Annotated in this window: 23 protein-coding genes, 1 tRNA gene and 1 pseudogene; 10 read left to right on the top strand and 15 right to left on the bottom strand. The window is 40.7% G+C overall.

The features are described from left to right. Positions 1 to 596 precede the first annotated feature (596 nt). Entirely contained in the window at positions 597 to 1,646 is a 1,050-nt protein-coding gene (locus CPG39_RS10545; protein ID WP_096293362.1) for an IS5 family transposase, read from the bottom strand. A gap of 84 nt (positions 1,647 to 1,730) precedes the next feature. Here CPG39_RS10545 and CPG39_RS10540 point away from each other — a divergent pair, with 84 nt between their 5' ends. Continuing rightward, positions 1,731 to 2,066, top strand: a complete 336-nt coding sequence (locus CPG39_RS10540) for an exosortase system-associated protein, TIGR04073 family (protein ID WP_096293360.1) — start codon at positions 1,731 to 1,733, stop codon at positions 2,064 to 2,066. Positions 2,067 to 2,617: 551 nt separating this feature from the next. Here CPG39_RS10540 and CPG39_RS10535 read toward each other — a convergent pair. After that, complete coding sequence (locus CPG39_RS10535; RefSeq protein ID WP_096293358.1) at positions 2,618 to 2,932, bottom strand: type II toxin-antitoxin system RelE/ParE family toxin; 315 nt, start codon at positions 2,930 to 2,932, stop codon at positions 2,618 to 2,620. Then, on the bottom strand, positions 2,932 to 3,183 hold the full coding sequence (locus CPG39_RS10530; protein WP_096293356.1) for a DUF1778 domain-containing protein: 252 nt from the start codon (positions 3,181 to 3,183) through the stop codon (positions 2,932 to 2,934). Before CPG39_RS10530 ends, CPG39_RS10535 begins: the two co-directional genes overlap by 1 nt. Before the next feature lie 462 nt (positions 3,184 to 3,645). Between CPG39_RS10530 and CPG39_RS10525 the strand changes: the two genes are divergently transcribed. The 6 genes from CPG39_RS10525 (at position 3,646) to CPG39_RS10500 (ending at position 9,131) form a co-directional block, all read left to right on the top strand. After that, positions 3,646 to 5,610 (top strand): DUF262 domain-containing protein, encoded by a 1,965-nt coding sequence (locus tag CPG39_RS10525; protein WP_096293354.1) that lies wholly within the window; start codon positions 3,646 to 3,648, stop codon positions 5,608 to 5,610. Positions 5,611 to 6,125: 515 nt separating this feature from the next. Next, positions 6,126 to 6,497, top strand: a complete 372-nt coding sequence (locus tag CPG39_RS10520; protein ID WP_197702872.1) for a hypothetical protein — start codon at positions 6,126 to 6,128, stop codon at positions 6,495 to 6,497. Positions 6,498 to 6,562: 65 nt separating this feature from the next. Further along, positions 6,563 to 7,636 (top strand): replication initiation factor domain-containing protein, encoded by a 1,074-nt coding sequence (locus CPG39_RS10515; RefSeq protein ID WP_096293352.1) that lies wholly within the window; start codon positions 6,563 to 6,565, stop codon positions 7,634 to 7,636. Continuing rightward, positions 7,626 to 7,919: a hypothetical protein gene (locus CPG39_RS10510; RefSeq protein ID WP_096293351.1), complete on the top strand. Its 294-nt coding sequence runs from the start codon at positions 7,626 to 7,628 to the stop codon at positions 7,917 to 7,919. The genes CPG39_RS10515 and CPG39_RS10510 overlap by 11 nt, the downstream gene beginning before the upstream one ends. Continuing rightward, positions 7,897 to 8,229: a helix-turn-helix domain-containing protein gene (locus CPG39_RS14775; RefSeq protein ID WP_096293350.1), complete on the top strand. Its 333-nt coding sequence runs from the start codon at positions 7,897 to 7,899 to the stop codon at positions 8,227 to 8,229. The genes CPG39_RS10510 and CPG39_RS14775 overlap by 23 nt, the downstream gene beginning before the upstream one ends. Then, entirely contained in the window at positions 8,139 to 9,131 is a 993-nt protein-coding gene (locus CPG39_RS10500; RefSeq protein ID WP_231990445.1) for a tyrosine-type recombinase/integrase, read from the top strand. The genes CPG39_RS14775 and CPG39_RS10500 overlap by 91 nt, the downstream gene beginning before the upstream one ends. 664 nt (positions 9,132 to 9,795) lie before the next feature. Here the strand turns inward: CPG39_RS10500 and CPG39_RS10490 are convergent. The 12 genes from CPG39_RS10490 to yjgA form a co-directional block, all read right to left on the bottom strand. Beyond that, positions 9,796 to 11,199 carry a HEPN domain-containing protein gene (locus tag CPG39_RS10490; protein WP_096293346.1) on the bottom strand — a complete coding sequence of 468 codons (1,404 nt, stop codon included), beginning with the start codon at positions 11,197 to 11,199 and terminating at the stop codon, positions 9,796 to 9,798. Between the two features lie 791 nt (positions 11,200 to 11,990). Beyond that, positions 11,991 to 14,141: a YfjI family protein gene (locus CPG39_RS10485; protein WP_172424112.1), complete on the bottom strand. Its 2,151-nt coding sequence runs from the start codon at positions 14,139 to 14,141 to the stop codon at positions 11,991 to 11,993. Further along, positions 14,138 to 14,437 (bottom strand): CHC2 zinc finger domain-containing protein, encoded by a 300-nt coding sequence (locus CPG39_RS10480; RefSeq protein WP_096293342.1) that lies wholly within the window; start codon positions 14,435 to 14,437, stop codon positions 14,138 to 14,140. Before CPG39_RS10480 ends, CPG39_RS10485 begins: the two co-directional genes overlap by 4 nt. After that, on the bottom strand, positions 14,434 to 14,682 hold the full coding sequence (locus CPG39_RS10475; protein ID WP_096293340.1) for a hypothetical protein: 249 nt from the start codon (positions 14,680 to 14,682) through the stop codon (positions 14,434 to 14,436). The genes CPG39_RS10480 and CPG39_RS10475 overlap by 4 nt, the downstream gene beginning before the upstream one ends. 131 nt (positions 14,683 to 14,813) lie before the next feature. Then, positions 14,814 to 15,383 carry a hypothetical protein gene (locus tag CPG39_RS10470; RefSeq protein WP_096293338.1) on the bottom strand — a complete coding sequence of 190 codons (570 nt, stop codon included), beginning with the start codon at positions 15,381 to 15,383 and terminating at the stop codon, positions 14,814 to 14,816. 5 nt (positions 15,384 to 15,388) lie between these two features. After that, on the bottom strand, positions 15,389 to 16,468 hold the full coding sequence (locus CPG39_RS10465; protein WP_096294316.1) for a tyrosine-type recombinase/integrase: 1,080 nt from the start codon (positions 16,466 to 16,468) through the stop codon (positions 15,389 to 15,391). Between the two features lie 325 nt (positions 16,469 to 16,793). Beyond that, a tRNA-Ile gene (locus CPG39_RS10460) sits at positions 16,794 to 16,870 on the bottom strand. Positions 16,871 to 16,878: 8 nt separating this feature from the next. After that, positions 16,879 to 19,101 (bottom strand): RNA polymerase sigma factor RpoD, encoded by a 2,223-nt coding sequence (rpoD, locus tag CPG39_RS10455; RefSeq protein ID WP_096293336.1) that lies wholly within the window; start codon positions 19,099 to 19,101, stop codon positions 16,879 to 16,881. A gap of 88 nt (positions 19,102 to 19,189) precedes the next feature. Continuing rightward, entirely contained in the window at positions 19,190 to 20,989 is a 1,800-nt protein-coding gene (gene dnaG / locus CPG39_RS10450) for a DNA primase (protein WP_096293334.1), read from the bottom strand. 87 nt (positions 20,990 to 21,076) lie between these two features. Next, positions 21,077 to 21,529 (bottom strand): GatB/YqeY domain-containing protein, encoded by a 453-nt coding sequence (locus CPG39_RS10445; RefSeq protein ID WP_096293332.1) that lies wholly within the window; start codon positions 21,527 to 21,529, stop codon positions 21,077 to 21,079. A 103-nt stretch (positions 21,530 to 21,632) separates the two neighbouring features. Then, a complete protein-coding gene (gene rpsU / locus CPG39_RS10440) occupies positions 21,633 to 21,845 on the bottom strand; it encodes a 30S ribosomal protein S21 (protein ID WP_013648785.1) in 213 nt (70 codons plus the stop codon). A gap of 391 nt (positions 21,846 to 22,236) precedes the next feature. Then, positions 22,237 to 22,749 (bottom strand): ribosome biogenesis factor YjgA, encoded by a 513-nt coding sequence (gene yjgA / locus CPG39_RS10435; RefSeq protein ID WP_096293330.1) that lies wholly within the window; start codon positions 22,747 to 22,749, stop codon positions 22,237 to 22,239. Between the two features lie 91 nt (positions 22,750 to 22,840). On the opposite strand from yjgA, the gene pmbA reads away from it, so the two are divergent. The 3 genes and pseudogenes from pmbA to CPG39_RS14770 form a co-directional block, all read left to right on the top strand. After that, positions 22,841 to 24,199, top strand: coding sequence for a metalloprotease PmbA (gene pmbA, locus CPG39_RS10430; RefSeq protein WP_096293328.1), 1,359 nt, complete (start codon positions 22,841 to 22,843; stop codon positions 24,197 to 24,199). Between the two features lie 576 nt (positions 24,200 to 24,775). Beyond that, positions 24,776 to 25,378 (top strand): FxDxF family PEP-CTERM protein, encoded by a 603-nt coding sequence (locus CPG39_RS10425; protein ID WP_096293326.1) that lies wholly within the window; start codon positions 24,776 to 24,778, stop codon positions 25,376 to 25,378. A gap of 245 nt (positions 25,379 to 25,623) precedes the next feature. After that, positions 25,624 to 26,110: pseudogene (locus tag CPG39_RS14770) on the top strand (IS1595 family transposase); the annotation flags it as partial. Between the last annotated feature and the right edge of the window lie 373 nt (positions 26,111 to 26,483).

Below are 26,483 nucleotides of genomic sequence, written 5' to 3'. Positions count from 1 at the left end.
AAAGAAAAATATAAAACGGTAGGGGATTTTGTAACTTTCATATCTAACTCTCCATTATTTTATAAATAACTCGAAAATATTAGCTTGAATCATAAAATCGCATTCCAGGATATAGCCTACGATTAATGATCTATTTGCTCCATTTGTAGAGGTAGCAAACGAAACATAAAATTATCAGAATTTTTATATTTATAAAAATAATATTAATTGATAAAGTTATAATATTTAGTTATAAAGCCTTATAAAAAATTCAGTGACATGTAAAACTTATTTTACCACTTCTTGCCAACAAAAAGCACTTAAGAGCTTTTAAAACTTGCTGTTAAGCTTCTGAAGCTTACCCTTAATATAAAAAAGTGATAGCCATATGAATTTATATTGGTTCAAAACATTTTCGAGAAATAGTAAATTTTCAGTTTCAAAACTAAATTATTTAAATAATGAGAGACCTTTGCAAAATCACAAAGATTTTCTATTTTGCTGTAATTCCCGATTTATTTGCCTGTCACTGGGAATTTTTAAGCTATCTTGCCGTAAATAAGCCGAAATAGTCATTCTAAAGTGACCGTTTCTGTCGAGAGGAGGAGGCAATCTCCCTATGTTTGTGTTATCAATCGGTGATCGTCAACGAGTCTGGGTAACCTTTTTAAGTTATACGCCATAGCCAAGAGCATGTGCCAAGCATGCGCTTTGGCCAGACCACGATAACGCAGGATTTTGGCATTGAACCACCTTGCCTGGCTGCCGAAAGTGCGCTCTACAACATACCGGGCTTTCGTGATCAAGCTATTGCGCTGCAACTGCCGCCGCGTCAATGGATTGTTCCTCAAAGCCTTATCCTGAATGCCGTTTTTGATACCACGTGATTTCAAAGCAGCCCGATGTTTTTGACTGCTATACGCCTTGTCGGTATGGATACGGGTTCCCGGTCGGATATTGGCTTTCTCCAACAAACCCAGCAGCGGTTTGCTGTCATGGCAATTGGCCACGGTGGTTTCAACCGTCAGCACCAAACCATTGCCATCTACTACCGTATGCTGCTTATAACCGAACACTGATTTGCCGCCCTTCTGAACCCAACGTGCCTCAGAATCCACACCGGGTTGGGTCACTTCAATGACCCGCATCGCTGATTGAGCACCCGGCTCATCATCTCGTTCTTCCCGATCGTTGACCATTTCATAAGCAGGCCTAGTTTTAGGTCTACGCGGACTTTGCGTAATGCTCGCATCAACATGGCAGCCTTGTCCGACCGCGATGTCGTGCACTTGTATCTGCTCATTCACCCGCGCTAACAATTCATCCCAAGCGTCCGCTGCCGTCAGGCGGGTTCTGAAGCGTGATAACACGGAATGATCCGGTACATCGTCTTCCAACGACAAACCCAAAAATCGCATCTCATGCAGGTTCGAATTCGCCATGTCTTCCACCGATTCATCGCTTAAACCACCGTTCCAGATTCCTACCAGCAGCATCTTGAACAGCAGCAATCCGGAATACGCCGGACGACCTGCCGCATCCGATACCGGTGCATAATGAACTGCGATGGCTTTCTCTATCGAGTTCCAGTCTATCAACTGATCGATTTGCTTTAGAAAATTTCCCTTACGGGTACGGCGGGTTACATCGTATTCCGAAAAACTCATAGTCAACACTTCAATGCTATTGTTTTAAAACACAATACTATCATCCAATCCTTTATTCTGGGAGTGTTACGTGCAAAGGTCTCAATGATTAAATTATCTCTTATAGCCTCACTATTCTTTTTACTTTCATCCCATGCATTTACTTCAGAAAATTATTTTATTAACTCAGGTGTTAAATTTGTTAGTGGAGTGACTAATGCAGCTACGGGATTTACCGAACTACCGAAAACCGTTATCGTAACTTCTCAAACTGATGGCCCGCTTTATGGATTCACCTCAGGAATAGCGCAAGGTCTTTTGCATACTGTAGGGCGCAGTTTAATTGGTATACATGATGCCGCCACTTTTATGATTCCAACCAATTCGCCACTAAAGCCTCTTTATGTTTGGCAAGACTTATCAACAGAATCGTCTTATTGATAGAGACCTTTGCACGGTTACTACGCGGCACGATAATTGCGTTAAAAATTCGCGAAAAATGCTCATTTACCCCGGGTAAACTCCGCTTTTTCGCAAATTTTTGCCTTATTCTCGTACCGCTCATGACACCGTGCAAAGGTCTCTGATAACGAATAAAACCACAGCTCAATCTTACCTTCAGCTTAGTAGCTTAAATCTCAATTAAAATTTACCCGCTCCAGTAGCGGGTTTTTTATTGCCCTTTTGAAAGCCATTATTTTCCTACACACAGCCTACATAAAACGAAAAATAAAAAAGCACTTAGGATTATTAGTCACTAAGTGCTTAATTATTTGGTGGGTCTGGCTGGACTCGAACCAGCGACCAAGGGATTATGAGACACAGCCTTATATCTTTCTGCATATATTAAACAACAACTTACAGCGTTTGCCACGTATCAAATCATTGTCACACAACCCAATATTGTGCAATTTACAGGCTGGTATGACACAAATCTGACACAATCAATATCACACTTTTTCTGATCCTGTCATCGTAGAAAAATCGTATTTTTATGTCGCCAGTCGATTCTTAAGTCTTTGTATAAGATCCATCCGCTCATGCAAAACTGCCAGAATAATTGGCTTTTCTCTATTTTTTGGTTGCCAGTAGAAAATATAATGATGCTCACAGTGCGTAAACAATAAATCTGATCTGTTTTTGAGAAATACTCTAGGTGTGATATTGCCTTGAGCAATCTCTTGGAATCGCTTTAACAACAAGGCTTCGTAATGTTTTGCCTGTTCAATCCCCCACGTATCAACTGTATAACGAGCGATTGCTCTCAAATCTTCTTCGGCAAGAGCAGTAAGTTTGTAACTGGACATTACTTGGTATTTTCGTTATATACTTCTTGAAAAATTTCTTCTACAGATTTCTTGCTTATTTTTCCAGCTCTAGCTGATTTAATACGTTCATCCAAAAACGTTTCCAGTTCATTTAAAGCCATGTCGTCATCAGAAGATGTAGGCAGAATTTGGGCAAGCACATATTCCTTAATTGATTTCCCTTGTAAAGCAGCAACAGCCTTAATCTTTTGATGCTGCTCAGGTGTTAAATCGATAGACAAGCGACTCATATCATTTCATCCTTTATCATTGAACAGAATGGAATATAGTACATGATGAACAAATACACAAATGTTCAAGAACGTCACATACTAATTTGTTCAAGTCATTGATTATTACCCTAACATAATAGAAATCTAGAGAGCATAAGGTTGATGACCATCAGGCACGATCTCTGCATTAACTATGTCTAAATAACAGTAACTTACAATGATTTTAACAGTCAGATTCAACGTCATACAACTATAATTTATATTTATTATTCCTTGGAGTTCTGTTAATAACAGTACGAAAGTTTAATTATTACCAATAATTTTATTGCAAGAGGTAAGAAATTCTATTAGTTTTACGTATGAATTGCCGGGTACTAAGTAAGAAGCCTGATCCTTTCCACTAAAACTTGGCATTTAAGTCAACAAACGAAGTAAAAAGTAATCCCATCCACATAGACACAATAAAAATAAGAGAATCTCATGGCTATAGAAGGTCACCAAAAGAATATCAGGGATTTGATTATGGGCGATAATATGTCTTTCCATATTCCCATTTATCAGAGAACTTACACATGGCAAGCAACAAAAGAAGTCGATAAGTTAATCAATGATATTGTCGAGTTTTTAGAAGAACACGAAGGGAACTCCAAAGCTGACTACTACATCGGTAACATAATTGTAAAGAATCAAACTCGAGGATTTGTTACCGAACGTGTAGTGATTGATGGGCAGCAACGAATAACAACGACTATCTTGATTTTATGCGCAGTTCGCGATATTTATCTTTCAAAAATCAAAACCGAGAATGCTCTCGAATCTGCTCGAGCAATTTGTAGAGCATTATTTAGTCAAGAAGGGGAACACATCAGAATTAAGCTCAATAACATGGAGCATCAAAGAACACTCAATACGTTATTATCCGGCGAACTTCAAACAATTGATCTAGCTGATCGATCTACAAACTATTGGAAAAACTATAGTCATATCTTCAAGAGATTCGATGAGTGGGACGAGCAACAACTGCAAAATTTTGTTGATATTCTTGGAAGAGTTAAAGTCGTTGTTATTTTTCTTGACGAAGAACAGGATGAAAATTCTGTATTTGAATCTATTAACTCTGCAGGTAAACCACTCTCAGGTGCTGATCTCATCAAAAATTTTATTTTTACATTTAAAAGATTTCAAGTTTCGCATACTGAAGAAAAACACCTAATTGACTTATACACAAACAAGTTCGAAGCATTATTCACTGATCTGGCCGAACGAGAAAACGATATTGAAACTTTCTTTCGTGAATATCTCGCTGTGAAGACTTCTGAAAAGGTGACAAAAGATCCAAAAGTTGTTCATCATGCTTTTAAGAAATGGGGGGGCGATATCGCTGATTTTGGAACTTGTAAACAGCTTATCTTAGATCTTATCAAATGGGCGATAATCTATCAGACTCTTCGGGTAAATTCTCATCCAGATTTCGATAAAAATTCGCTTGGCTATTTACGAGCATCATTTCTCACATATGCCACCCTCCTGATGGATATTGTAGAAAAATTATCTAAAATTGAAGAAGGTAAAATTGTTATATATGACAAACGACTTCTCAACAAAGCGATTAATAAGGTTGTGGCATATGATGCTTGTCGGTTCCTTTCCGGTGATCCAGACAAAGCCATTACTCGATTTATTCCAACAATTCCCAAGAAGTTGGAAGCTCAAAACTCAAACTATTGGCATGACTATGCGGCTGCATTTGAGAAGCTTGTTACATCTACTACCGAAGGCTATAGGCAACCAAGTGTTGGACTGATTGAACGAAGAATAACGGATATTAATCTATACGGAAATAAGAAAAAACTTCTACGTTTTCTTGTGCTTATTGAGAATATTGACCAGAATGAAGTTATTTCATTTGATACTGGACTCAAAGGATGTCAGATTGAACATATTATGCCCCAGACGATCAATGGGCAGTGGGCAAATATTCCGGAGTCTATGCATCAGCAATACTTGCATACTTTAGGAAATCTTTCTCTTACCTTTGATAATCAGGGGCTAAGTAATAAAGGATTTTCTGAGAAAAAGAAGTTACTTGCAGAAAAGTCACGGATTAGACTTAACCAAATACTGCTTGATTATGATGCTTTCGACGAGTTAGCAATCAAGGATCGGGCTCGGAAAATTCTTGAGAAGTTTTTTAGAGGATTTTCTATTGAAAGATCTGATTCTGACAGTGACTTTGAGCCAATTCCTGCAGAGATCACTCCAAAAGTATGGCTAGAGAATGTTCGTCGAACTCACGATGCTTCTAGTTTAGAAGAATTAATCAATCCTCAATCTTGGAAATCTATTTGCGATTTTCTTGAAATTGATGTGGGTCAGGATTCTGCCCATAGACGCCTTGAACAATGGCGAAAGAAGAACAAACCTCAATGGCCTAGTGTTTTTTGACTATGAGTATAAAAATTATCCAATAGCATATATTTCTTACCTGCAAGAATTTAAAGAATCTACAGAACGATACATGGCTTATTGATTTAATGATCTAGAAACCAAGAATCGAACTCGGGACCTTCTGATTACAAATTATTTTACATGTTTGTAATTATATAATTGAAGTGTTTCTCTAAGAAAATCTGCACTAAATAAACTAGCTTCATTGAAAAGAAACTGTCTCCCGGGTGCGCCGGCCGACCCGGCGCAAGGCCATGCCCGGTTTGATGGGCATGCTGGCCGAACCCGCTTTGCTAGCGTATTTCAACTGACTATCCCATACTGCTAAACAATTAAAACTTTTGCACTGGTAGTAGCTCATGCAAGAACACTACATAACGGACTACAACTCTTGAAAGTTGCTGCATAAAATTACCACTTCTTTATATTGCCATATTGGATCGCTGTCAATTGTGAAAAAAAGGATTATGATATTCCCTTATTGGCTTGTGATCTCTACAAAAGGAAACAGCATGTTTGAAATACCACAGAAATCAAAAGAAGAAAAACTAGCAAAACTCTCTGTTGAACAAATTGATCAACTAAAAATAATAAATGATGAAACTATTGCCAATTTTAAAGGTGATCTCACTCAATTGGAATCGGCATTAGGTATGTTGCACATTGGCCATCATTTAGGCTGGAAGGTGCTTTATATCATTCATAGCAAACGCACAATCCGTAACTATGAAACTATATTAGGTATCAAGATACGCGATATTTTCCCAGAAACCGGCCCTAGTAGTTATCGTTCAAATGGATATAGAGCGGCAGAAGCATTTTCTAATTTTTGGAAAGTGGTTGGAGGTGAATTTAAAATTGAGAATAGGAAACAGGTAGATTAACTAAGGCAACTTGACATTGCCTTTTTTGATAGTATTATACGAAGGAAATTCCATGTCTCCTTCGTATGAAAACTATACCTGAAAATCTTAATCATCAAAAGAACCCCGCATTTGAAACGGAATATTATTTCTTATGTGACTCGAGTTCAACAAAGCGCAGCTTGCCAGACGCACGCGCAGCGGAGGGCAGGCAAGCGCGCGTCAATGCCCCCCGTACGGTAATACGGGGGGAAAGTCCCACCGGAGAAAAAAATAAATCACAGGCGGCCTTAACTGACTGGCTGAATGTTTCCTTCTCTTTTCATTCTGAAAATAACAATCCATTAGAATTTTTTAAATCCTTTAGTGAAGCAACTAAAGGCATTTTTGGAGGAATGACCGATCAGCAGCGGGGGCTTCACGGTTGGCAGCATTCCTTTCAATTTGATCATGGCTGTGTTTTTTTTGCTTACGGCGGCCAAAACAACACTGCTTTCCTGTCTCTACCCGGCGAAGGTTGCGCGTTAATTTCTGATTGGCAATCTTTTACTTTATATCTTAGAGATCAACTTCGAGCACGCATTACTCGATGGGATGGCGCTGTAGATGATTTCACTGGTGTTCATTCTGTCGATATGGCCATTGAATTTTATAAGCAAGGCCACTTTAAATATGGCGGCAGAGAACCGAAACTAACACAACATGGAAACTGGATTAAACCCGATGGTTCAGGCCGTAGTGTATACATCGGTAATCGTAAAAATGGCAAACTCATCAGAATTTATGAGAAGGGCAAACAACTAGGCGATTCTTCCAGCCCTTGGGTACGCTGGGAAGTTGAACTTCATGCAAAAGATCGCGTTATTCCTTGGGAAGTTTTATTGCATCCTGGTGAATACGTTGCAGGTGCTTACCCTTGCTTATCATGGGTATCTGATCGTGTCTTTCGTATCAATACAATCAAAGAACAAGACCGAATTAGCTATGAGCGTTTGAAGCAGGTTGCATCAACTGCTTATGGTGCACTTCTCAATATCATGCTGCAACGCGAAGAGAGCGCTGAACGTATTGTAGAACAGCTAAAACGGCATGCCATTCCCCGGCGTCTTGCCGCTACAGATCATTACTTACGCACAAAGGGAAAATCCGATGAAATTTGAAGCGGATGATCTTGATTGGGCAATGGGTGAACTTGCAAATCTATTTGCTAAGGCAAATCTTACAGGAAAATTGCCGCATGAGTTAAATACCGATTTATTTTATGAAGCTTGGACAGTGTTGTGTTTTCAGCCAATTGAAGTTTCAACCCGGTGCCGTCAAACATTAATCTCTATGCTTGCTCCTCGCTTATGGCAGGTATCCAAGGAAGGATATATCAAAAGAAATTTTGATTTTAACAATCCCAACAAGCCCATGCGTTATGAAAACACTTTTACTCACTGAGGCTGCCAATTTTCTCAAGATGCACCCAGAAGAGGTACGTCGTCGCGCAAAGTCTGGGAAATTACCCGGTGCAAAATTGGGTAAATGCTGGGTATTTATTCTTGACGATCTTGTTGAACACATCAGATCGCAGTATTCTAACCCTCGGCAAGCGTTGCGAGTGGTTTCAGAAAAGGAGGTAAACATATGCCACTCTACAAGCGCAGTAATACGTGGTGGATCGCGTTCACCACACCAGCAGGAGAGCGTGTTAGATGCTCTGCTAGCACAGCCGACAAAACCCAGGCGCAAGAATACCATGACAAGCTAAAAGCCGAATCCTGGCGCATCCAGCGATTTGGGGAAAAACCGGAGTACACATGGGATGAAGCGGCATGTAAGTTTCTACTCGAAACACAGCATAAAGCTACTCATGAGCGCGATAAAGAAAAACTTCGATGGTTGCAGCAATTCTTACGTAATAGACGATTGCAAGAAATTGATCGAGAATTAATTGATTATATTGCACATGCAAAGGCAAAGAATACAAGCCCATCAACCGCTAATCGCCATTTAGCGCTGATACGGGCAATTCTTCGGAAAGCATGCCATGATTGGGAATGGATAGACAAAATTCCAAAAATCAGGCTTTTCCCAGAACCTAAACGTCGTATTCGATGGTTAACCCCCGAGCAAGTGAAAAGATTACTTAACGAATTGCCACAGCATCAGCAGGATATGATGATATTTGCTTTATCAACAGGCTTGAGACAATCAAACGTTATTAATCTTGAATGGAATCAGGTTGATCTTGAACGTAAGGCTGCATGGATTCATCCCGATCAAGCCAAGGCAAGAAAAGCAATTCACGTTCCGCTTAATTCTGTTGCGATAACGGTGTTACTTCGGCAAGTCGGCAAGCATCATAGCAGGGTTTTCACATTCCGCGGAAACCCTATTGCATGGGCTAATACTCGTGCATGGAAACTAGCCTTAAAACGAGCAGAAATAGAAAACTTTAGATGGCATGATCTGCGGCACACTTGGGCAAGCTGGTTAGCTCAACAAGGCACACCCATGAATGTGCTGCAGGAACTAGGTGGTTGGGAATCGGAAGAGATGGTAAGGCGGTATGCACACCTATCAAAACCGCAACTTATGCAGCATGCCGAGCTAGTTTCTAATGTCCTTAGTGACACAATTTTGTCACACCAGAAAGAAAAAAGAGGTTAGGAACTAACCTAACCTCTTGATTTTTGGTGGGTCTGGCTGGACTCGAACCAGCGACCAAGGGATTATGAGTCCTATTTAATCAATAAATTGCAACACACTGCAACAAACTAAAGCAATTCTATCAAACAGTTAATTAAGTTCTGTTGTTGCTGCTTGTCGTGTTTTTTGATGGATTTTTATCTGTGAGTGCCCCACTAGTGCCCCAAGCAATCCAATAATGTGGTAGACGGAATAATCAAATATTATTATTTCTAAACCTATACAAATTGACCACACAAACCACAAAAGTCTTAATTTGTGATTTTGAATTTCCCTAATTTTTATCGACCCGTCATACCATTACCCAGCACAAAAGAATCGCTCTCAATGCTATCTGACGCGGTCGTTTGGTCGCAGGTTGCCGAGTGGGTTTCTAACAAATCGAATTGCGTCTGCTATGACCATCAGGCGCAACGTTTGAATATTGTTCCGGATACTTATAATGCGGCTATTAATTGTGGGTAGCTTGTCGCGAAAAAACTTTCATAATGTAATTATAGGCTTTTCAGTGCTTATTTTGCATTAAGGAATACATTAGTAATACATTTTGACCCCAAATCGGGCATGCTGCCTAGACCCTGACGCGGATTAATTTAATCTAACTTCAACTTATTACTAAACGCTTTTATGCGTTTGTTTTTGAATAGTTTGGGAACATGAGATCTTCCCAATTATTTATATGCCTAATTGTTTTAGGATTTACCGCTAGATTCAGCATCATTGAAATAGCTTTTTGTAAGTTGTTTTCCAGTACTGATATATCTACTTTTGGTTTAACGCCCTGTTCATATGATGCCGAACCATGAACAACTTTACTTCGTTCGTTGTATGCAGTCTTAAAAAACTCGAACATTTCTTTTTGCTCTGAACTGTCTTTACTAAGAAATAAAGCCGCTCGGTATGCTAGTTTGAACCCTAATTCTGCGTTGCCGTCTTGTAAAAAAATTGCTTCAGCACAGATCATCAAATCAATAAGCTTATCATCGAGTGATGATTTAGATAATGCAAGAGAAAAGCGCCTAATCGCAATTTTTAGAGATTTAATAACTTTTAATTCTGAAGTTTGAGTTTTATGCAAAACCTCCCATAATGCAACAAAATAGTTTGCTGAATCCTTAGTAAGTATTTCTTTACCAATTCTTAACGAGACGGGGACTTGGAAGCTTTGACAAATAAAACTACTGACAGGTGAGTTTGATGTCCTTTCAATTGAACAAACTGGCGTTACGGATTTTTCTAGAAGAATGGTTAAAAGACTGGCGGCCATTGTTTGCTTGTTGCTCCAGTCATTCGTTATGTTTTGATAATCTGAAAGAAGATTATTGTTATCGGGATTATCAATTTCCAAGATAGTCTTATCAGCTTTGAGTTTGTAGACAAGTGCTACTCGGGGAGGATCATTAACTACATTATTTTGCAAAAGTGGAAGATTATTCGTTACTAAACCTAATTCAATTAATTCAATAATTTCTGAATCGGATAGAACTTCGATCGAAAACCCTCCATTTGCATTTACACTTATATTTATATTTTCATCTATGTTTATTCCATAAAGCGGTACCTTCCTAACATACTCTATTTTAGTATCAAGGAAATATTTTTCATATTGATTAACAATTTCATCAAAATCATTAGTTGATAACACAAAATTATTAGAATTCACTAGGCAATATTTGACAATATCAAATAATGTACCGGTCAATCTTAAAGATTGATGGCCCGCAATCACTGAACCTATTAATTTGTTGTGATTTTGTGACCATATATTATCTTTTAGAAACTCTTCCTCAACGCTTTGATATATTGGATGCTCATTTTTTATTAATGAAATAAATAATAGATAAATGTAATCAGGAACTTGTTCATCTAGTTTTATAAATTCATTATTCTTACTTCCTTTTATCCATTTTGATACTAAAGTCATGGATGAACTGTCATTTTCTGATTTTTGCTTCAGTATTCCGAATGTTTCCGTTGTATATAAATACAAGGCATTGTATAGACGGATATTTCTTTCTTTTAAATTCATAATTATTTGAACTCTTTATTACGGAATTAATAGCTATCAATTCTAATCATTATCTAAAAGAATGTTCACATTTCTCCACGTTGATAGGCGGGTAAACAATTTTTTTCATTTGTTGTTTATTCAAAACATGTTTAATAAATTTAATAATCTTTATTGGCAAATTCAATTTACGCGCAACAAATCAAAGAAAAGAAAATTTTATAGAATATCTTTAAGGAAAAAAACGCCTGATTGAATCAGGCGTTGATAAAGAAGATTTATGTTTGTTTTGTAGAGCGCTCAGTAACACGCTAAATTTGCACGCCGAGAGAAGGCTTTCACAATACCGAAATACAATTTTTTGTAAGTAATTTATTATTTTACATAATGCAAACTCTATCTTGACTTATCATTATTAAAAGTATGTTTGTTAATATGTAATGGTTTAAATCTGACACCTGGGTTTCCATCAATCCGCCAATTTTTCGTTTGTGTCACATCAAGATTTTGCCGTCTCCATTCGAGAGCTGATTCAAGCGAATTGCAAGGCATACCGCGTGCTTTATATCTATAAGCCATTTGACGGGATATTCTTAGTCTTTGTGCAAGTTCACTTATCTTCATAATTTGTTAACCCTTCTTGTAAATGTTTTTGTAAACCCATTTTAGATTTTGAGTAGCTAGAATTTGATTGAGCATTGAATAACTCTCATGCTCAAAACCTTAGGGAGGACCCGTTGATTTATAACTGGGTTGATATAGATATTTTTATTCTTTATAGAAACTTGACCACAAAAGCCACAAAAGACTATTCACAAGGTGTCTCTCAGAATAGTCGGATTCACTTCAAATATTCGACTTGGCCTATGTGGTACCTTTGCGACTCTTTGCCGTATAAAGTAGCGTTCTATAAGAACTTCAATAGCTGGTTCTAAATCTGCCGTTCTTTTGTATCGTGTCTTGTGGGCATAATGACAATCCCGAAATGTAAATTCCGGATAACCTTGACGTTTAATCCATCGTAATATCACGCGGGCACCGTCAAGGGCTGGGTCTGCCCCCATCAGGTCAAATACAGCTAGAGCATGAATACTTAGTGCATCAGCCATGCGTATTGCTGCATTCATATCTTCAATGCCGATTTCCTTTTCCCATGGCCTTATAAGTGAATATCGTGCAATGTGAAGCAAGGCGGCAATCCGTATGACTGAGCCCGGTAATTTTCCAGCCCAATCAGTCAAGTGTGCATAGGTTCCGCCTTCACGCATACCGGCTTCAACTCTGAGGGCAAAGGTATGCCAAATCTGAACGGCATCAACCGTGATTTTTAAAATATGCGGGCATGGTTTGCCATCGTTATCGCTTGCCATTTCCTGATTGAGTATGCCGGTTAAAATCCCATCATAGCGGGTTACATAATCTGGAAATATCGGGCTTGCATCCAGTGTGCGATAGCCTAAATTTGAAGGCGGTAGCACATACAGGAAACGGCCTAATAATCCACGGCCTCGAAAGCTGGGCTTTTCTGTCAGTCCGCGCAATACTTCCGGCTGTGGCGATAATCCAAAGGTTAGAGTGGGTGTATGCATAAATACCGGCGGTCGGCTGCCACGATTCACCCTTATCGCGCTCCCTGCATGGCCTTGCAGGAACAAATCCAGATTCGGAACACCGCCGGAATACCGTCCGCCCAATATGTCGAATATTCCCGCCTCATCACTCAAGATAGCCATACGTTCGTTATTGTCTGCCATGATAGTACCCAGATTTTCCGGGGTTACATCTTGCGCCCAAATCTGTGGCACAGTTGGAATTTCCGGTAAGCTTGCTTCGATATCTGCGATTTCTTTTTTTAACTGTTCAAACTCAGCACCCTTGGCCTTGCTGGCTTGTTTGCGCAGGCAATTGATTTGTTCGCGTATGGTTGCATTATTGGCCAGTGCTTTTTTGATTGCAGGCTCTAATTTTTCACGTTGCAACTTTTCCCATTGGGTCAACGGTGCAATTGCTGCCTTTTGTACGGCTGTTTTACGGCTACCCGGTAGTAGAGCAGCACATGTCCAAACATTCACAGGCTCAAAGTAATCCTGCTTGACACGCACCCGGTATTTACCTTGAGCGGCGGCGCTGATGGCTGCCAGCACCATCATTGCAGATAGTTCCGGCGGGGTTTCAGTAGATTCACTCAAAGCGCTTACAAAATCTTGAATGCTGCCCGGAAAGACATTATTCGGCCATGGCGGAAGCTGGGCAGATTCCAAGCTGATAGGCGCTTGCCAGGTGGTTGTATTTGCTTTTCCTGATGTTACTTTCCATTCATCGGGCACGGGTTCACTATGCTGTTTTACCGCTTCCATAAAATCATTCAGCAAAGCACCATTATCAATAATGCTTTTGGGTATTGGCTCATAACCATCCCAATCCAGTAAAACTTTATCAATTTTCGAAGTTATCCAATCGACAATGTCACCGGCGGGTGGCAGATTGGGTAAACGTACAATTGATAAAGCGGGCGGCTTATCAAGGCTCATCAGGATTGCAGTCACGGCCTTAATATAGCTTTCGCCAGCTTTATCATTGTCAGGAAGCAAATAAATGCGCTCACGTCCATTTAATGGCTTCCAGTCTGCTTTATGGGCTGCATTGCTGCCGCCTTGCGAAGTAATCGCCACCAATCCCAAAGATTGCAGGGCAGCGGCGGCTTTTTCGCCTTCAACAATGAATACAGATCGATCATCAGTAGCTTGGTTTAATATGTCCAATCCAAACAGGGGGCGCGGTTCGGTTGCGCTGCCATGCTGCCAGTTGTGCCCGTTGATTCGTTTAAAATAAGGCACAATCTCTTTTTTCTTGCCATCATCAAAGCGGGCAACGCAGCCAATCTGTTCACCTTGATTGCTGCGGTATTCCCATACATGGCGGCGCGGCTTGCCCTTAAATGTTTGAGGTATGCCCTGCATCATAACCCCCATTCAGTAGATAGTTTTTGCACCGCTTCAGGGAAGCTCAAACCGTCTCTTTGCTGAATATAGGCGATAATATCCCCGCCTTTAGTTCCGCATGAGAAGCAAATAAATGCCCCGGTTTCAAGATTCACTCGAAAGCTTCCGGCTTGTTTATCAGGATGGAATGGGCATAATCCGCCATCGCGCCACCCGCTGCCACGGGGCGGCGGCATGACTGATAACTCTGCATGATAAAAGTTGCTGGGCGTGATATAAGCTTTAACATTCTGAAGTGACTGAGCGGAGACTTTCATTTGCCGGTTTCTTGCTGCTCATCAATCCACTGAAAAAACTTCGCTTCATCAATAAGCAATTTTCGGCCTATTCTTATTAATGCTACATCCAACCCATTACCGGGAATTATTCCTCGCGATGTATTGCGGTTTTGGGAAAGGAAAATTAGATTGCGTAGTGAACCTTGAGAAAAGGCGGAATGTTTATCGGCGAATTGACGAACTGACAGCAGAATTGGGATTTGTTGCGTGAATGAATCTTGCATTTAATTTTCTCCGTTTGTTATTGCATATTCCACGGTATTGCTGTGGTACGAAGTATTTATAAACAAGTTGTCAGTGGGCAGTCGAAAGCAGGCATAGTGGGCATTTTTCTGCCCACAAGGTTCTATGGGGATTAGCGATAAGAATCTATATTTTCAACTTCGATTAATCCTTTTCTCTTGGCTTCTTTCCAAGCATGATCGAAACTAGAATCTGTAAATAGGCTGAAATTTTTCAGACAAGTATCTTTTATTTTTTTCTTGCCACCATATGGAATGGACATAAGCGGATACTCAAGCGCATTTGCGTGCTCAATAATTGCAGCAATCTGCTTATTTCTACGTCTTTCTATATCTGTTCCGCCGACTTTCTCAAGTGTATCGCTTGTTAGTATTGATTCTTGAAAGTTATTAAATTGATCAAGATGATCGATATCGAAGCCTTTGCGTTTTGCCCATGCGATCCAATTAGATGGTGTGTCAGGATCTTTAATTTGACCTAGCTTTATCGCTATATCAAATATGCCGTTAATTCTAGCTTCAGCAGCGATTTTATCCAACGTTGATCCAGTCAATTGGTTAATAAAATATTTAGGCTGATTCATAACTTCGGCAGTGTCTAGCAGTCCATCATGTGTGATTTGTTTTTTTGCTTCAATTACATCCCATAATTCGAGATTGCTTTTAGTGATATTTTTAGACATGTTGATTACACATTCCCGAAAATCTTGTCATTCATGGAAGCCACTACGCGGGCTGTATGGCCTTCCGATAAGTGAGCGTATCGCTTTACCATTTGCAGGGTTTTGTGTCCTAACACTTCGGCAATTTCGGCCAAGCTCGCGCCATTCATAGCCAAGTAGCTTGCAGCACTATGACGTAAATCATGGAATTTAAAATCTTGAAGTTCGGCTTTTTTAACGGCTGTTTCCCATGGAGTGCGTAAGTCCATAGGCTTTTGTGGCTTTTGTGGTGCGTTTTCCTTAGCTGGAAAAAGTAAATTGCTATCAATACGGCGCACTTTGGAAAGTTCTTTTAGTAATTCTAAAGCATGGCCTGTAATCGCCACGGCGCGGCGTTCTCCATTTTTTGTTTCGTGCAGAATCGCGCGGCCTTGGTTCAAATCCACAGCACCCCAAGTCAATCCCATGATTTCGCCCTGACGCATTCCAGTAGACAATGCCAATACAACAACGGTATATAAATAAGGATTGTTGGATTCTTTACAGGCTTTTAATAGGTGCATGCGCTCATCATCGGATAGGAAGCGAACACGACCGCGTGATTCCTTGGGTTTGGTTACTTTACGCATCGGACTATCTTCTAACCAGCCCCATTCTTTCACGGCTGTAGTTAAGGCGATTGATAGCGCAGCCATGTAACGGTTCACGGTAGCTGGTGATCGAAGTTTGCCACGCAAAGTTATCTCACCTACCAGCTTGTCGCGACATTCGGCAATTAGGGAGGGAGTCACATCGATTAAAGCATGACTGCCAATTTCATCTTTCCAGCGTTGCAGAAGTGCTGTTTGTTTCTGTATTGCCTTAGGTTTGGAAGGTAAAACGGTCTTGATATAGCGATCTATCAACTCAGCCAGGGTATGCCGTTTAGCCTCAGTCGTTTTGAAGTGGCGGCCTTCACGAATTGCCGATTCTGTTTGTTGCGCCCATTTCTTGGCATCAGTAAGGCGCTCAAATGTTGCGGATTGGATAGGGTAGCCTTTCAAACGAATCTTTACCCTATAGCTGGTTTTACCATCATTAGAAATACGTTTTTCTATATTTGCCATAATTGTTAAACCTAAAGTGTTAAACACTGGATAGGATGCTACAACAAAGCGCAACAAATAACAACAAGGGAATAATATGCCCTTTAATAATTAATATTAATTATTTAAATACAGATTGTTAATTATTTATAGAATAATTATGGGGCAATTGAGGGGCAATTAAGAATAAAACTTGTTAAAAAAGTGTCGTATTTTTTACATATCAGAAAGAAATGGAGTGTAGTTTTGTTGTTGCTGTGATTGGTAGATTGTTGTGAAATTGTGCCCCATCAGTGCCCCAGAAAAGAAAAAAGAGGTTAGAAATTAATCTAACCTCTTGATTTATTGGTGGGTCTGGCTGGACTCGAACCAGCGACCAAGGGATTATGAGTCCCCTGCTCTAACCAACTGAGCTACAGACCCCTATTTTTTTAACTATTCCCCGTATCTAAGAAACTACGAAGGCGCTCAGAGCGGGCAGGGTGACGTAACTTGCGCAACGCTTTGGCTTCAATCTGACGAATGCGTTCACGAGTAACATCGAATTGTTTTCCAACTTCTTCCAGAGTATGATCGGTATTCATTTCTATGCCGAAACGCATACGTAACACCTTGGCTTCGCGTGGTGTTAATGAGTCTAATATATCTTTTGTCACACCACGCAAACTGGCATAAACCGCTGCATCGGCCGGTGCCATTGTAGCCGCGTCTTCGATAAAATCACCGAGATGTGAATCTTCATCATCGCCAATCGGTGTTTCCATGGAAATTGGTTCTTTGGAAATTTTAAGAATTTTACGAATTTTTTCTTCGGGCATTTCCATTTTCTGTGCAAGTACCGCCGGTTCCGGCTCTTGCCCTGTCTCTTGCAGTATCTGTCGGGAGATACGATTCATTTTATTGATTGTTTCAATCATATGCACTGGTATACGTATAGTACGCGCCTGATCGGCAATTGAACGGGTAATTGCTTGACGTATCCACCATGTTGCATAAGTTGAAAATTTGTAACCACGCCGATATTCAAATTTATCCACCGCCTTCATTAAACCAATATTTCCTTCTTGAATTAAATCAAGAAATTGTAATCCACGATTGGTATATTTCTTGGCAATTGAAATTACCAAGCGCAAATTTGCTTCCGTCATTTCGCGCTTGGCACGACGGGCTTTTGCTTCACCGGTCGACATCTTACGATTGATTTCTTTCAAATCTTTTATTGGAATTCCAATCTTACTTCTAAGTGCCAATAAATTATGTTGCTCTTCAAGAATTGCGGGCTTGTAATGTTCGAGTGCTTGGCTATAGGATTTTCCTACTTTGATTTCTTGCGCAATCCAATCAAGATTTGTTTCATTGCCAGGGAAAGTTTTGATAAAGTGATTCCTTGGCATTTTTGCTTTAGATACGCATAAATCCATTATTTTACGCTCATAGTTGCGCACATCGCCAACCAATTCGCGCTGAGTGTCACAAAGTTTCTCCATCATTTTTGCAGAAAATCGAATGGCCATCAACTCAGATGAAATTTTATCTTGTAACTCAATATAACCCTGATGATAGGGCCCATCGCTTTCAAGCAATGCCTGCATTTCGTTGTGCATTTGGCGAATTACTGCGAAACGCTCAAGTGCATCCGCTTTAAGTTTTAGCAGATCCGCGCTGGCGATGGCTGCGCCATCGCTGTCTTCATCCTCATCTTCATCACCGGCGAGATCGTTGGACGAAAGCTCTTGCTCGATAGCTTCTTCTGATAATTCTTCATTGATAATATCTTGTGCATTCGCGTCTAATAATCCATCGACAACTTCATCGATACGCATAGTCTCTTTCTCAACTTCAACAGCCAAATCAACTATTTTTGCAATAATTGGAGGACAAGCTGAAATGGCTTGAATCATGTGGCGTAATCCGCCTTCGATACGTTTTGCGATTTCAATTTCACTTTCGCGCGTGAGCAAACCGACTGAACCCATTTCACGCATATACATCCGCACTGGGTCAGTCGTGCGCCCAAATTCGGAGTCAACTGTTGAAAGTGCAGCTTCTGCTTCTTCCGCAACATCCTCATCAGCTACCGTGGTTGCTGCATCCGACATCAACAAGGTTTCCACATCCGGTGCTTCATCATGCACTGATATGCCCATATCATTGATCATGCTGATGATACCTTCAATCTGCTCTGCATCCAGCATATCATCAGGCAAATGATCATTGATTTCCGCGTAAGTGAGATATCCGCGCTCTTTCCCTAATCCAATAAGTATTTTCAAGCGCATGCGGCGCGCTTCAATATCCTGAGGCTGTGAATTACTGCTTTGGATAATTGATGCAGAATTAATTTTATCAACCTGATCTTTACTTATGTGTGTTTTGTTCTTTCTGGGAACTCTACCCCTGCTTTTCTTGATCTCACTCAGACCACCAGAATTTTCATCCATTGCCTCATGCAAAGTTTCAACTGTATCCGAGGCGGCTTTAGCAGATATTCCTGCTAGGATCGTTTTATCTGTTGCTTTTTTTACAGTCATTTTTACTTTCTTTTCTGCCATTTCTTTATCGACATTTTTTGTTTTTTTTGTGGGCAATTTATTGATAACTTCATTTTCAGCATCTTTAAGCTTGGATATTTCTGTTGTTCTTGTTTTTGGCATATTGGATTCCCAATAATATGGATAAATTTATGACTGAAAAAGTTGAATTATAGCAAAGTTCCTTGCTACTGGCACTTTCTAAGCCGCTTCATCGCATTGCTAGTTGTTGTAGTTCCCGTTTTTCATCATTAGTAAGCATACTCAGAGGCTTGCTATATAATTCTGTGATACGTTTCTTGCGTTGCGCCTGCTGTAGCTTCTCTAATGTACCTAAAAATTCTGCTTCCAAATCAATCTCATCATCCCATTTTAAAGTTTCGCTTTCGATATTTTCAAGCAATGTTCTATGTGCACTGTCTTGTAAATAAGCAAATATTGTTGAAGTTGGCAATTCACTATTAATCAAGTGAGGATTTTTGTCAAAAAGTTCAATCAGCGATTTTAGTGCAGTTATTTCTTTTGAATTTTCTTTTTCCTCTGAAAACCAGTTTCTATTTAGCCTATTGATATAATTCGGATTGTGTAATAGCATCATAATTAGCCGACGATAAGGGGTGGCCAGTTGTTTCGGTGGTGCTTTCCTAGTTACATACTTTTTGGAAGATGGCTTTATTTGTAATTTTTCTTCTAGTTCAGGCTGATCAATGTTACTGAGCTCTGCCAAGCGTTTCAATAACATCAACGAAAGCGCTGCTGCGGTTACTTGCTGCAGTAACGGCTTGGCATCATTTATCAGTTTGGCACGACCCTCGCTGGTTTGGATGTCAATTCTTGAACATAATTCCTTAAATAGAAATTCTGATAAGGGTATTGACTGTTTCAGTAGCTGTTCAAAAGATTTTCTTCCATTTTTTTTTATGTAACTGTCGGGGTCTGTGCCCTCAGGTAAAAAAAGAAAACTCAAAAGCTTGCCATCTGAAAGTAGCGCGAGACTATTTTCAAGAGCCCGCCAAGCAGCTTTTCTACCGGCTTTATCCCCATCAAAACAAAAAATGATTTGATCAGTCTGACGCAATAGCTTTTGTAAATGAAAACTGGTTATGGATGTGCCCAAGGAAGCTACTGTATAATCAATTCCATATTGCGCAAGCGATATGACATCCATGTATCCTTCTACAACAAGGGCACAATTTACCTCACGAATAGCGCGACGCGCAGAAAAAAGATTATATAATTCGCGCCCTTTCTCAAATAAAATTGTCTCTGGAGAATTCAAATATTTGGGCTCTTCATCGTCTAATACCCGTCCGCCAAAACCTATGATCTGGCCTTTCTGATTAAGAATTGGAAACATAATACGATTTCTGAATCTGTCGTATTGCTTATCTTCATCTCCGACAATGACTAATCCGGCTTGCACTAATAAATTACGGGTTTTCTCTGATTTGTAATCAGAGAAAACCGTTTGCAGATTCTGCCAACCAGCTGGCGCATAACCAATAGCAAATCGTGCTGCTGATTCACCCGAAAAGCCACGTTTTTTAAGATAAGCAATAGCTTTTTCGGAATTTTTTAATTGTTCTCGATAAAAACGCGTGGCAATTTGCATTACATTTAAAAGATCTTGAGAAGATATCGCTGGATCATTAGTGTAATGGTCACTTGCGAAATACTCTGAATCATTACGGACGGCTGAATTGGAAGGTGTGCCTGCTTGCTGAATTGGCACTTGCATTCCAACAGAAGCTGCTAAATCGCGTACTGCTTCAACAAAGCTCAGTCCACTATATTCCATTAGAAAATCAATGACACTACCATGTGCACCACAACCAAAGCAATGGTAAAACTGTTTAGATTGACTGACTGTAAATGAAGGCGTTTTTTCATTATGAAACGGGCAGCACGCAACATAATTGGCACCTGCCTTCTTAAGCGATACATGGCGATCAATCGTATCGACAATATCCGCACGATTAAGCAGGTCATGAATAAAAGTTTGTGGAATCATTTATCAAAAAATAATACATCCCGCAAGCAACTAAAAGAAATTATCCCAACTAAAATTACAACAAGCAGAATCTTCAGGTGAATAACATCAGACCGACATTTTTTCTTTAATCAATATGGATACTTTGGCCATATCGGCACGTCCGATAAGCTTTGGTTTTAGTATCGCGATCACTTTTCCCATATCCTGCATACCTACTGCGCCAATTTCCACTATTGCTTCAGAGATTAGAGCATTTATTTCAGACTCATTAAAAGGTTTTGGCATATATGCACTAAGAACCAAAACCTCATCCTTTTCATTATTGGCAAGATCAAATCTCTGCGCTGCTTCGTACTGAGTAATTGAATCCTTACGCTGCTTGAGCATTTTCTCGATAATGGCCATGACTCCCGAATCGTCAAGTATTATGCGCTCATCAACTTCTTTCTGTTTGATAGCGGCTTGCAATAGGCGAATAGCGTCACGTTGCTTAGTATTGCCTGCACGCATCGCAATTCTCATATCTTCGGTAATTTTCTGCTTTAAATCGCTAACCATATGAGCGAGCTTGATATTATTCTTCGACTCTAATATTCAATTCAAAGATAGCTGAAAACAGTTTTTTAACTATTTTCAAGTCTATTATTTTGACTATGATCACTTAATAAAGTTTGGGTGGTAGCAATTGACTGCGCAAACGCTTGTAGTTACGCTTTACAGCTGCCGCGAGCTTACGTTTGCGCTCTGCTGTTGGTTTTTCATAAAACTCACGAGCGCGTAGTTCTGTTAGTATTCCTGTTTTCTCGATAGAACGTTTAAAGCGTCGCATTGCAACTTCAAATGGCTCATTTTCCTTAACTTTAATAGTCGTCATATATAGGCGTAACCTCTTGGTTAATAGTTAGTGACAAGTAAAAATTTATTCTTCACCCATTAACGGGTATAGGCATAACAAAAGCTTTTGATTATAACACTAAGAAATTTATTACAAAAGAAGAATCTGCAATTCACACCTTACTGGGCATAAGCAAGATATTGATAGTACAGCCAATGGATACATTGATTTAATCGGAGCGCTTATAGCTTTGCAGGAAAAGTTAATTTAAATTAGTAAATATTTTCTATCTAACATCATAATATTATTATAGAAAATATCCTTTGCTATAGATACACTAATTAATACTGTTATAGTCAAATAAGATCGGATATTTCCTAGGAAAACCAAGCCCAGCAATGATCGAACACACAATAAAGAGTTAACCTGATCAAGGCTCTGCAATAATCTCCTGCAATTCCTGAAACAACAAGCGGAAGCTTTTAGGTGGTTTGCCAGCGGCTTTTTCCTTGTTTGCATTACGGATCAGCGATCTCAGGCGCTGCAAATCAGTGGCCGGATATTGCTGCGCAAATTCAGTAAGTGCGTATTCATCGCTCAATAGGCATTCACGCCAGCGTTCCAGCTGGTGCAACCGGGCAGTTTGGTGTATCGATACCTGACGCCAGGAATCGAGTTTTTGCTGGATCGGCAGCGCATCGACTTCACGCATCAAGCGGCCGATATATTGCAATTGGCGTCGACGTGCACCGTGTTTCTGCATGCTCCGGGCTTGCCGAATCGCATCGCTCAGAATTTCTGGTAAATCAAATTCAGTCAGCTTCCTGGGATCCAGCTCTACCAGTTGCTCACCGATTTCCTGCAATGCATGCATATCTTTCTTGCGCTTCGTTTTGCTTGGCGCGATGTCTTGTTCGATCTCATTTCCCAGCTCTTTTTGCACGGCAACCTGTGTAATGCGGTATCAATAAGCTGCTATCATAGCGCTTTATTTCACTCGAAATTCGCTAATATTTTCGTCTATAGTGCGCGCCATGAATAATTTAACCGTTTCTGAAACCCGATTTTCATATCCTATCAGCACTCTACAGCAAATTAGCCAGGATATTCTGGCATATGCAAGGAAAGGCGGCGCGACCGCCTGCGAAACCAACGTCTCCGATGGTTTTGGTCAAACCGTCACCGTACGTCAGGGTGCTGTGGAAACGATTGAATACAATCGTGACAAGGGACTGTCCGTGACCGTCTATATGGGACAAAAGCGCGGCCATGCCAGTACTTCCGATTTTTCCCCGCAAGCCATCAGCGATACGGTTGCAGCCGCGCTGTCAATCGCTCGTTATACCGCGGACGATGATTGCGCCGGGCTGGCGGAAGTGGAATTGCTAGCCAAAGATTATCTGGATTTAGATTTATATTTTCCGTGGCAAATCTCGGTTGAGGAAGCTATTGAGCTGGCGCGAAACTGCGAGCAAGCAGGTTATGCCGCAGATAAGCGCATCGCTAATTCCGAAGGCGCATCAATCTCAGTCAGTGAATCACAATTCATCTATGCCAATAGCCTGGGTTTCCTGGGTGGATATCCACTTTCACGTCACAGCATTAGTTGCGCTATGATCGCCGAGCATGGCGACAGTAAGCAACGCGATTACTGGTATGGCATCGCACGCGATGCCATAGATCTGGAGGCGGTGGAAAGCATCGGGCAAAAAGCCGGTAAGCGTAGCGCAGCGCGCTTAGGAGCAAGAAAAATCGATACCTGTGAAGTGCCGGTATTATTTGAAGCTCCGATCGCTTCCAGTCTGATCGGACACTTTGCTTCTGCCGTAAGCGGTGGCAATTTGTATCGCCAATCTTCTTTCCTGCTAAATAGCATAGGTCAGCAAGTTTTTGCGCCCCATATTCAGATTCTTGAATTACCTCATTTACACAAAGGCTTAGCCAGCGGTGCATTCGACGATGATGGCGTCGCAACGGTTGAGCGAAATATAGTGGAAAATGGTGTTGTGCAAGGATATTTCCTAAGTAGCTATTCCGCTCGCAAACTGGGGCTGCGTACTACCGGCAATGCTGGCGGCTCGCATAACCTGATCATGCGAGACGACACTGAGTCAAGTTTTGATGCTTTGCTGCAGAAAATGGGCACCGGCCTACTAGTCACGGAATTGCTCGGGCATGGCATCAATGCGGTTACCGGGGATTACTCGCGCGGGGCATCCGGATTCTGGGTTGAAAGCGGTGTAATCAGTCATCCAGTGGAGGAAATCACCATCGCGGGTAATTTGAAAAACATGTTTCAGGGAATTCTTGCAATCGGTGATGATGTTATTGTACGCGGATCAAAACAGTGCGGTTCGGTTCTGATCGATCGCATGACAGTGGCGGGTGGTTAAATGCGAGCCTAAGATTTGTATTTATTCGTATAAGCTATTACATAAGAAAAACTATTTGTTTTTGGCAAAATTCTTCTACCACATATTTTGTGGTTGTGTTTACGAAGTGGAAACTTGATTACGATGCTTCTTATTAAGAATTACAAAGACTTGCTACCCCTTGGCGATGATTGTTTCTGCAGCTTGTAAAAATGAAAGATTGATACATTTTTCTACATTATATGGATCATATTGCTTCATGAAACAATCATGAAGAATAAATCTTTCAATTATTCCAAACAAGCCTCGGCCAGCTGATTTAATGCAGTGCCTTCCTGCTGCCTACTGTCTCGGTATTTATTCTTCACACGGTCTCATTGCTGGTATGTATAGTCATAGTGTTCGATGTACTAGTAATAAATGGTACAAATGCACTAACAAACAAGTATTGATTTCCCATTGCGAAGACAAATGACGATAGATAGCATTGGCACTCGGTAAAACCGAAAGTTACTCAAACTTAAATTATTAAATTTTTAAATTCAGAAACAAAAAGAGAACGAGCAAGTCAAACAAACTTTTTAAGGACCTATCGAAATGACTTTACGCAAATTTACGACATCGATGATAATCACGGGCTTTCTACTTTGTGGAGGAGCCGTTCAAGCAGCGTCTTATCAATTTGGACAGTTACTAGCCGGAAATGGGCCAACCAATCCATATTTTGCAGATTTGGAAATTACCGATAATGGTAGTGGAAATTGGACATTTACTCTCACCGCTTTAGATTTAAATACCATCTTTGGTTCCAGTTCATTTATTGGATCAATGGCTGTGGACGGAGTAAAACCAACTTCTATTTCTACTGTTGCAGGTGGAGGCGTAACCGCAGTTAACCTGCAGAATGGTGGTGGACCAACGGGTATATTTGATTTTAGGTACGATATGATCAATCCAAAAAATGACAAGCTGACGGGATTTGAATCAGTTACATGGAATGTAGGAGGCTTAGGATCTACCGCACTACCTGGCTTCAATGGAGAATTGGCATTACACGTACAAGGCATAGGCAGTAATGACGATTCCGCTTGGTATGTTGCAACTTCACCAGTTCCAGAACCAGAAACCTATGCCATGCTGTTAGCAGGTTTAGGCTTGATTGGATTTATGACGCGTCGCAGAAAAGGATTGGCAGCATAAATCTGAATTTAGATTTAATCCAAAACGGGAGCTTAGGCTCCCGTTTTTGTTTGTTGAATAGAACATACCCCTCATTTCCGAATTACTGACAAGCATAAAAAATCTTAAAACAGGTTCGACAGCGGCTGCCATATCAACTCGATCTCATCTTCGCGGCAATATTGATCAATAGAGAACATGTCTATCAACTATTTTCCGTCATTTTTACTTTATTGATTAAGATCAGAAGGATAATGAGTTGGAACATGAAAAGACAGAAGATGAATTTAATGGAATGGCACCAGCATTATGAAACGGAAGAAGCCTGTGCGCAAGGACTCGCCCAGCAGGCTCTGAGCGGAAGGTTTTTGTTGCCCATGCTGCGGACATGATCCCGGCTTTGCGATTACCACTCGTCATTGCTGGGAATGTAACCCTACTCAGACTTCGCTGACCGCAGGAACGGTGTTTCATTCTACCAATCCGCCACTTGGTAAAAGGTTTCGGGCAACTTACCTGGTTACTTGAAACAAAAGCGATATTTCTGTGTTGCGTTTGTCCGGGTAGATTAATGTGTCGTGGATTAGCGCCATTCAGATGTTACGCAAGATTCGCATTGTTATGGTCATCGTGACACCATTCTCGTTTACCCGAATTGATTGAAATTGATGATGCACTGATTGTGAGGGCCTCATACCAGGGGAAAGCAGGGAGCGAGGTGCTGAAAGAAAAATGCCGATACTGGCGACCGTTTAGAATCAGGAAGAGACCTTTGCAAAAACATACAAGCCTCTTATTCCGCTGTAATTCTGGTATTTGCATGTAAGCGATCGGAAATATTTTAGTCTTTTTTCTACAAATGAGCAGGGAATAATCCCTTTAAATCAGCCATTCCCGGATGAGAATGCGCAACACCTCTATGTTTACGTGATCATTAGACGTTCGGCAAAGAGTCGGGGCAGTCTTTTCAAGTTATACGCCATTGCCAGGAGCAGATGCCAGGCATGCGCTTTGGCCAGACCACGGTAACGCAGGATTTTACCAACGTGCCTGACTGCCGAAGGTGCGCTCTACCCCATACCGGACTTTCGCGATCAGGCGATTGCGCTGTAACTGCCTGCGCGTC

Source organism: Nitrosomonas ureae, from assembly GCF_900206265.1.
In the GTDB taxonomy this organism is placed as follows: Bacteria; Pseudomonadota; Gammaproteobacteria; order Burkholderiales; family Nitrosomonadaceae; genus Nitrosomonas; species Nitrosomonas ureae_C.
Note: the sequence above shows the minus strand (reverse complement) of the source record. Positions and strands in the feature narration are given on the sequence as shown.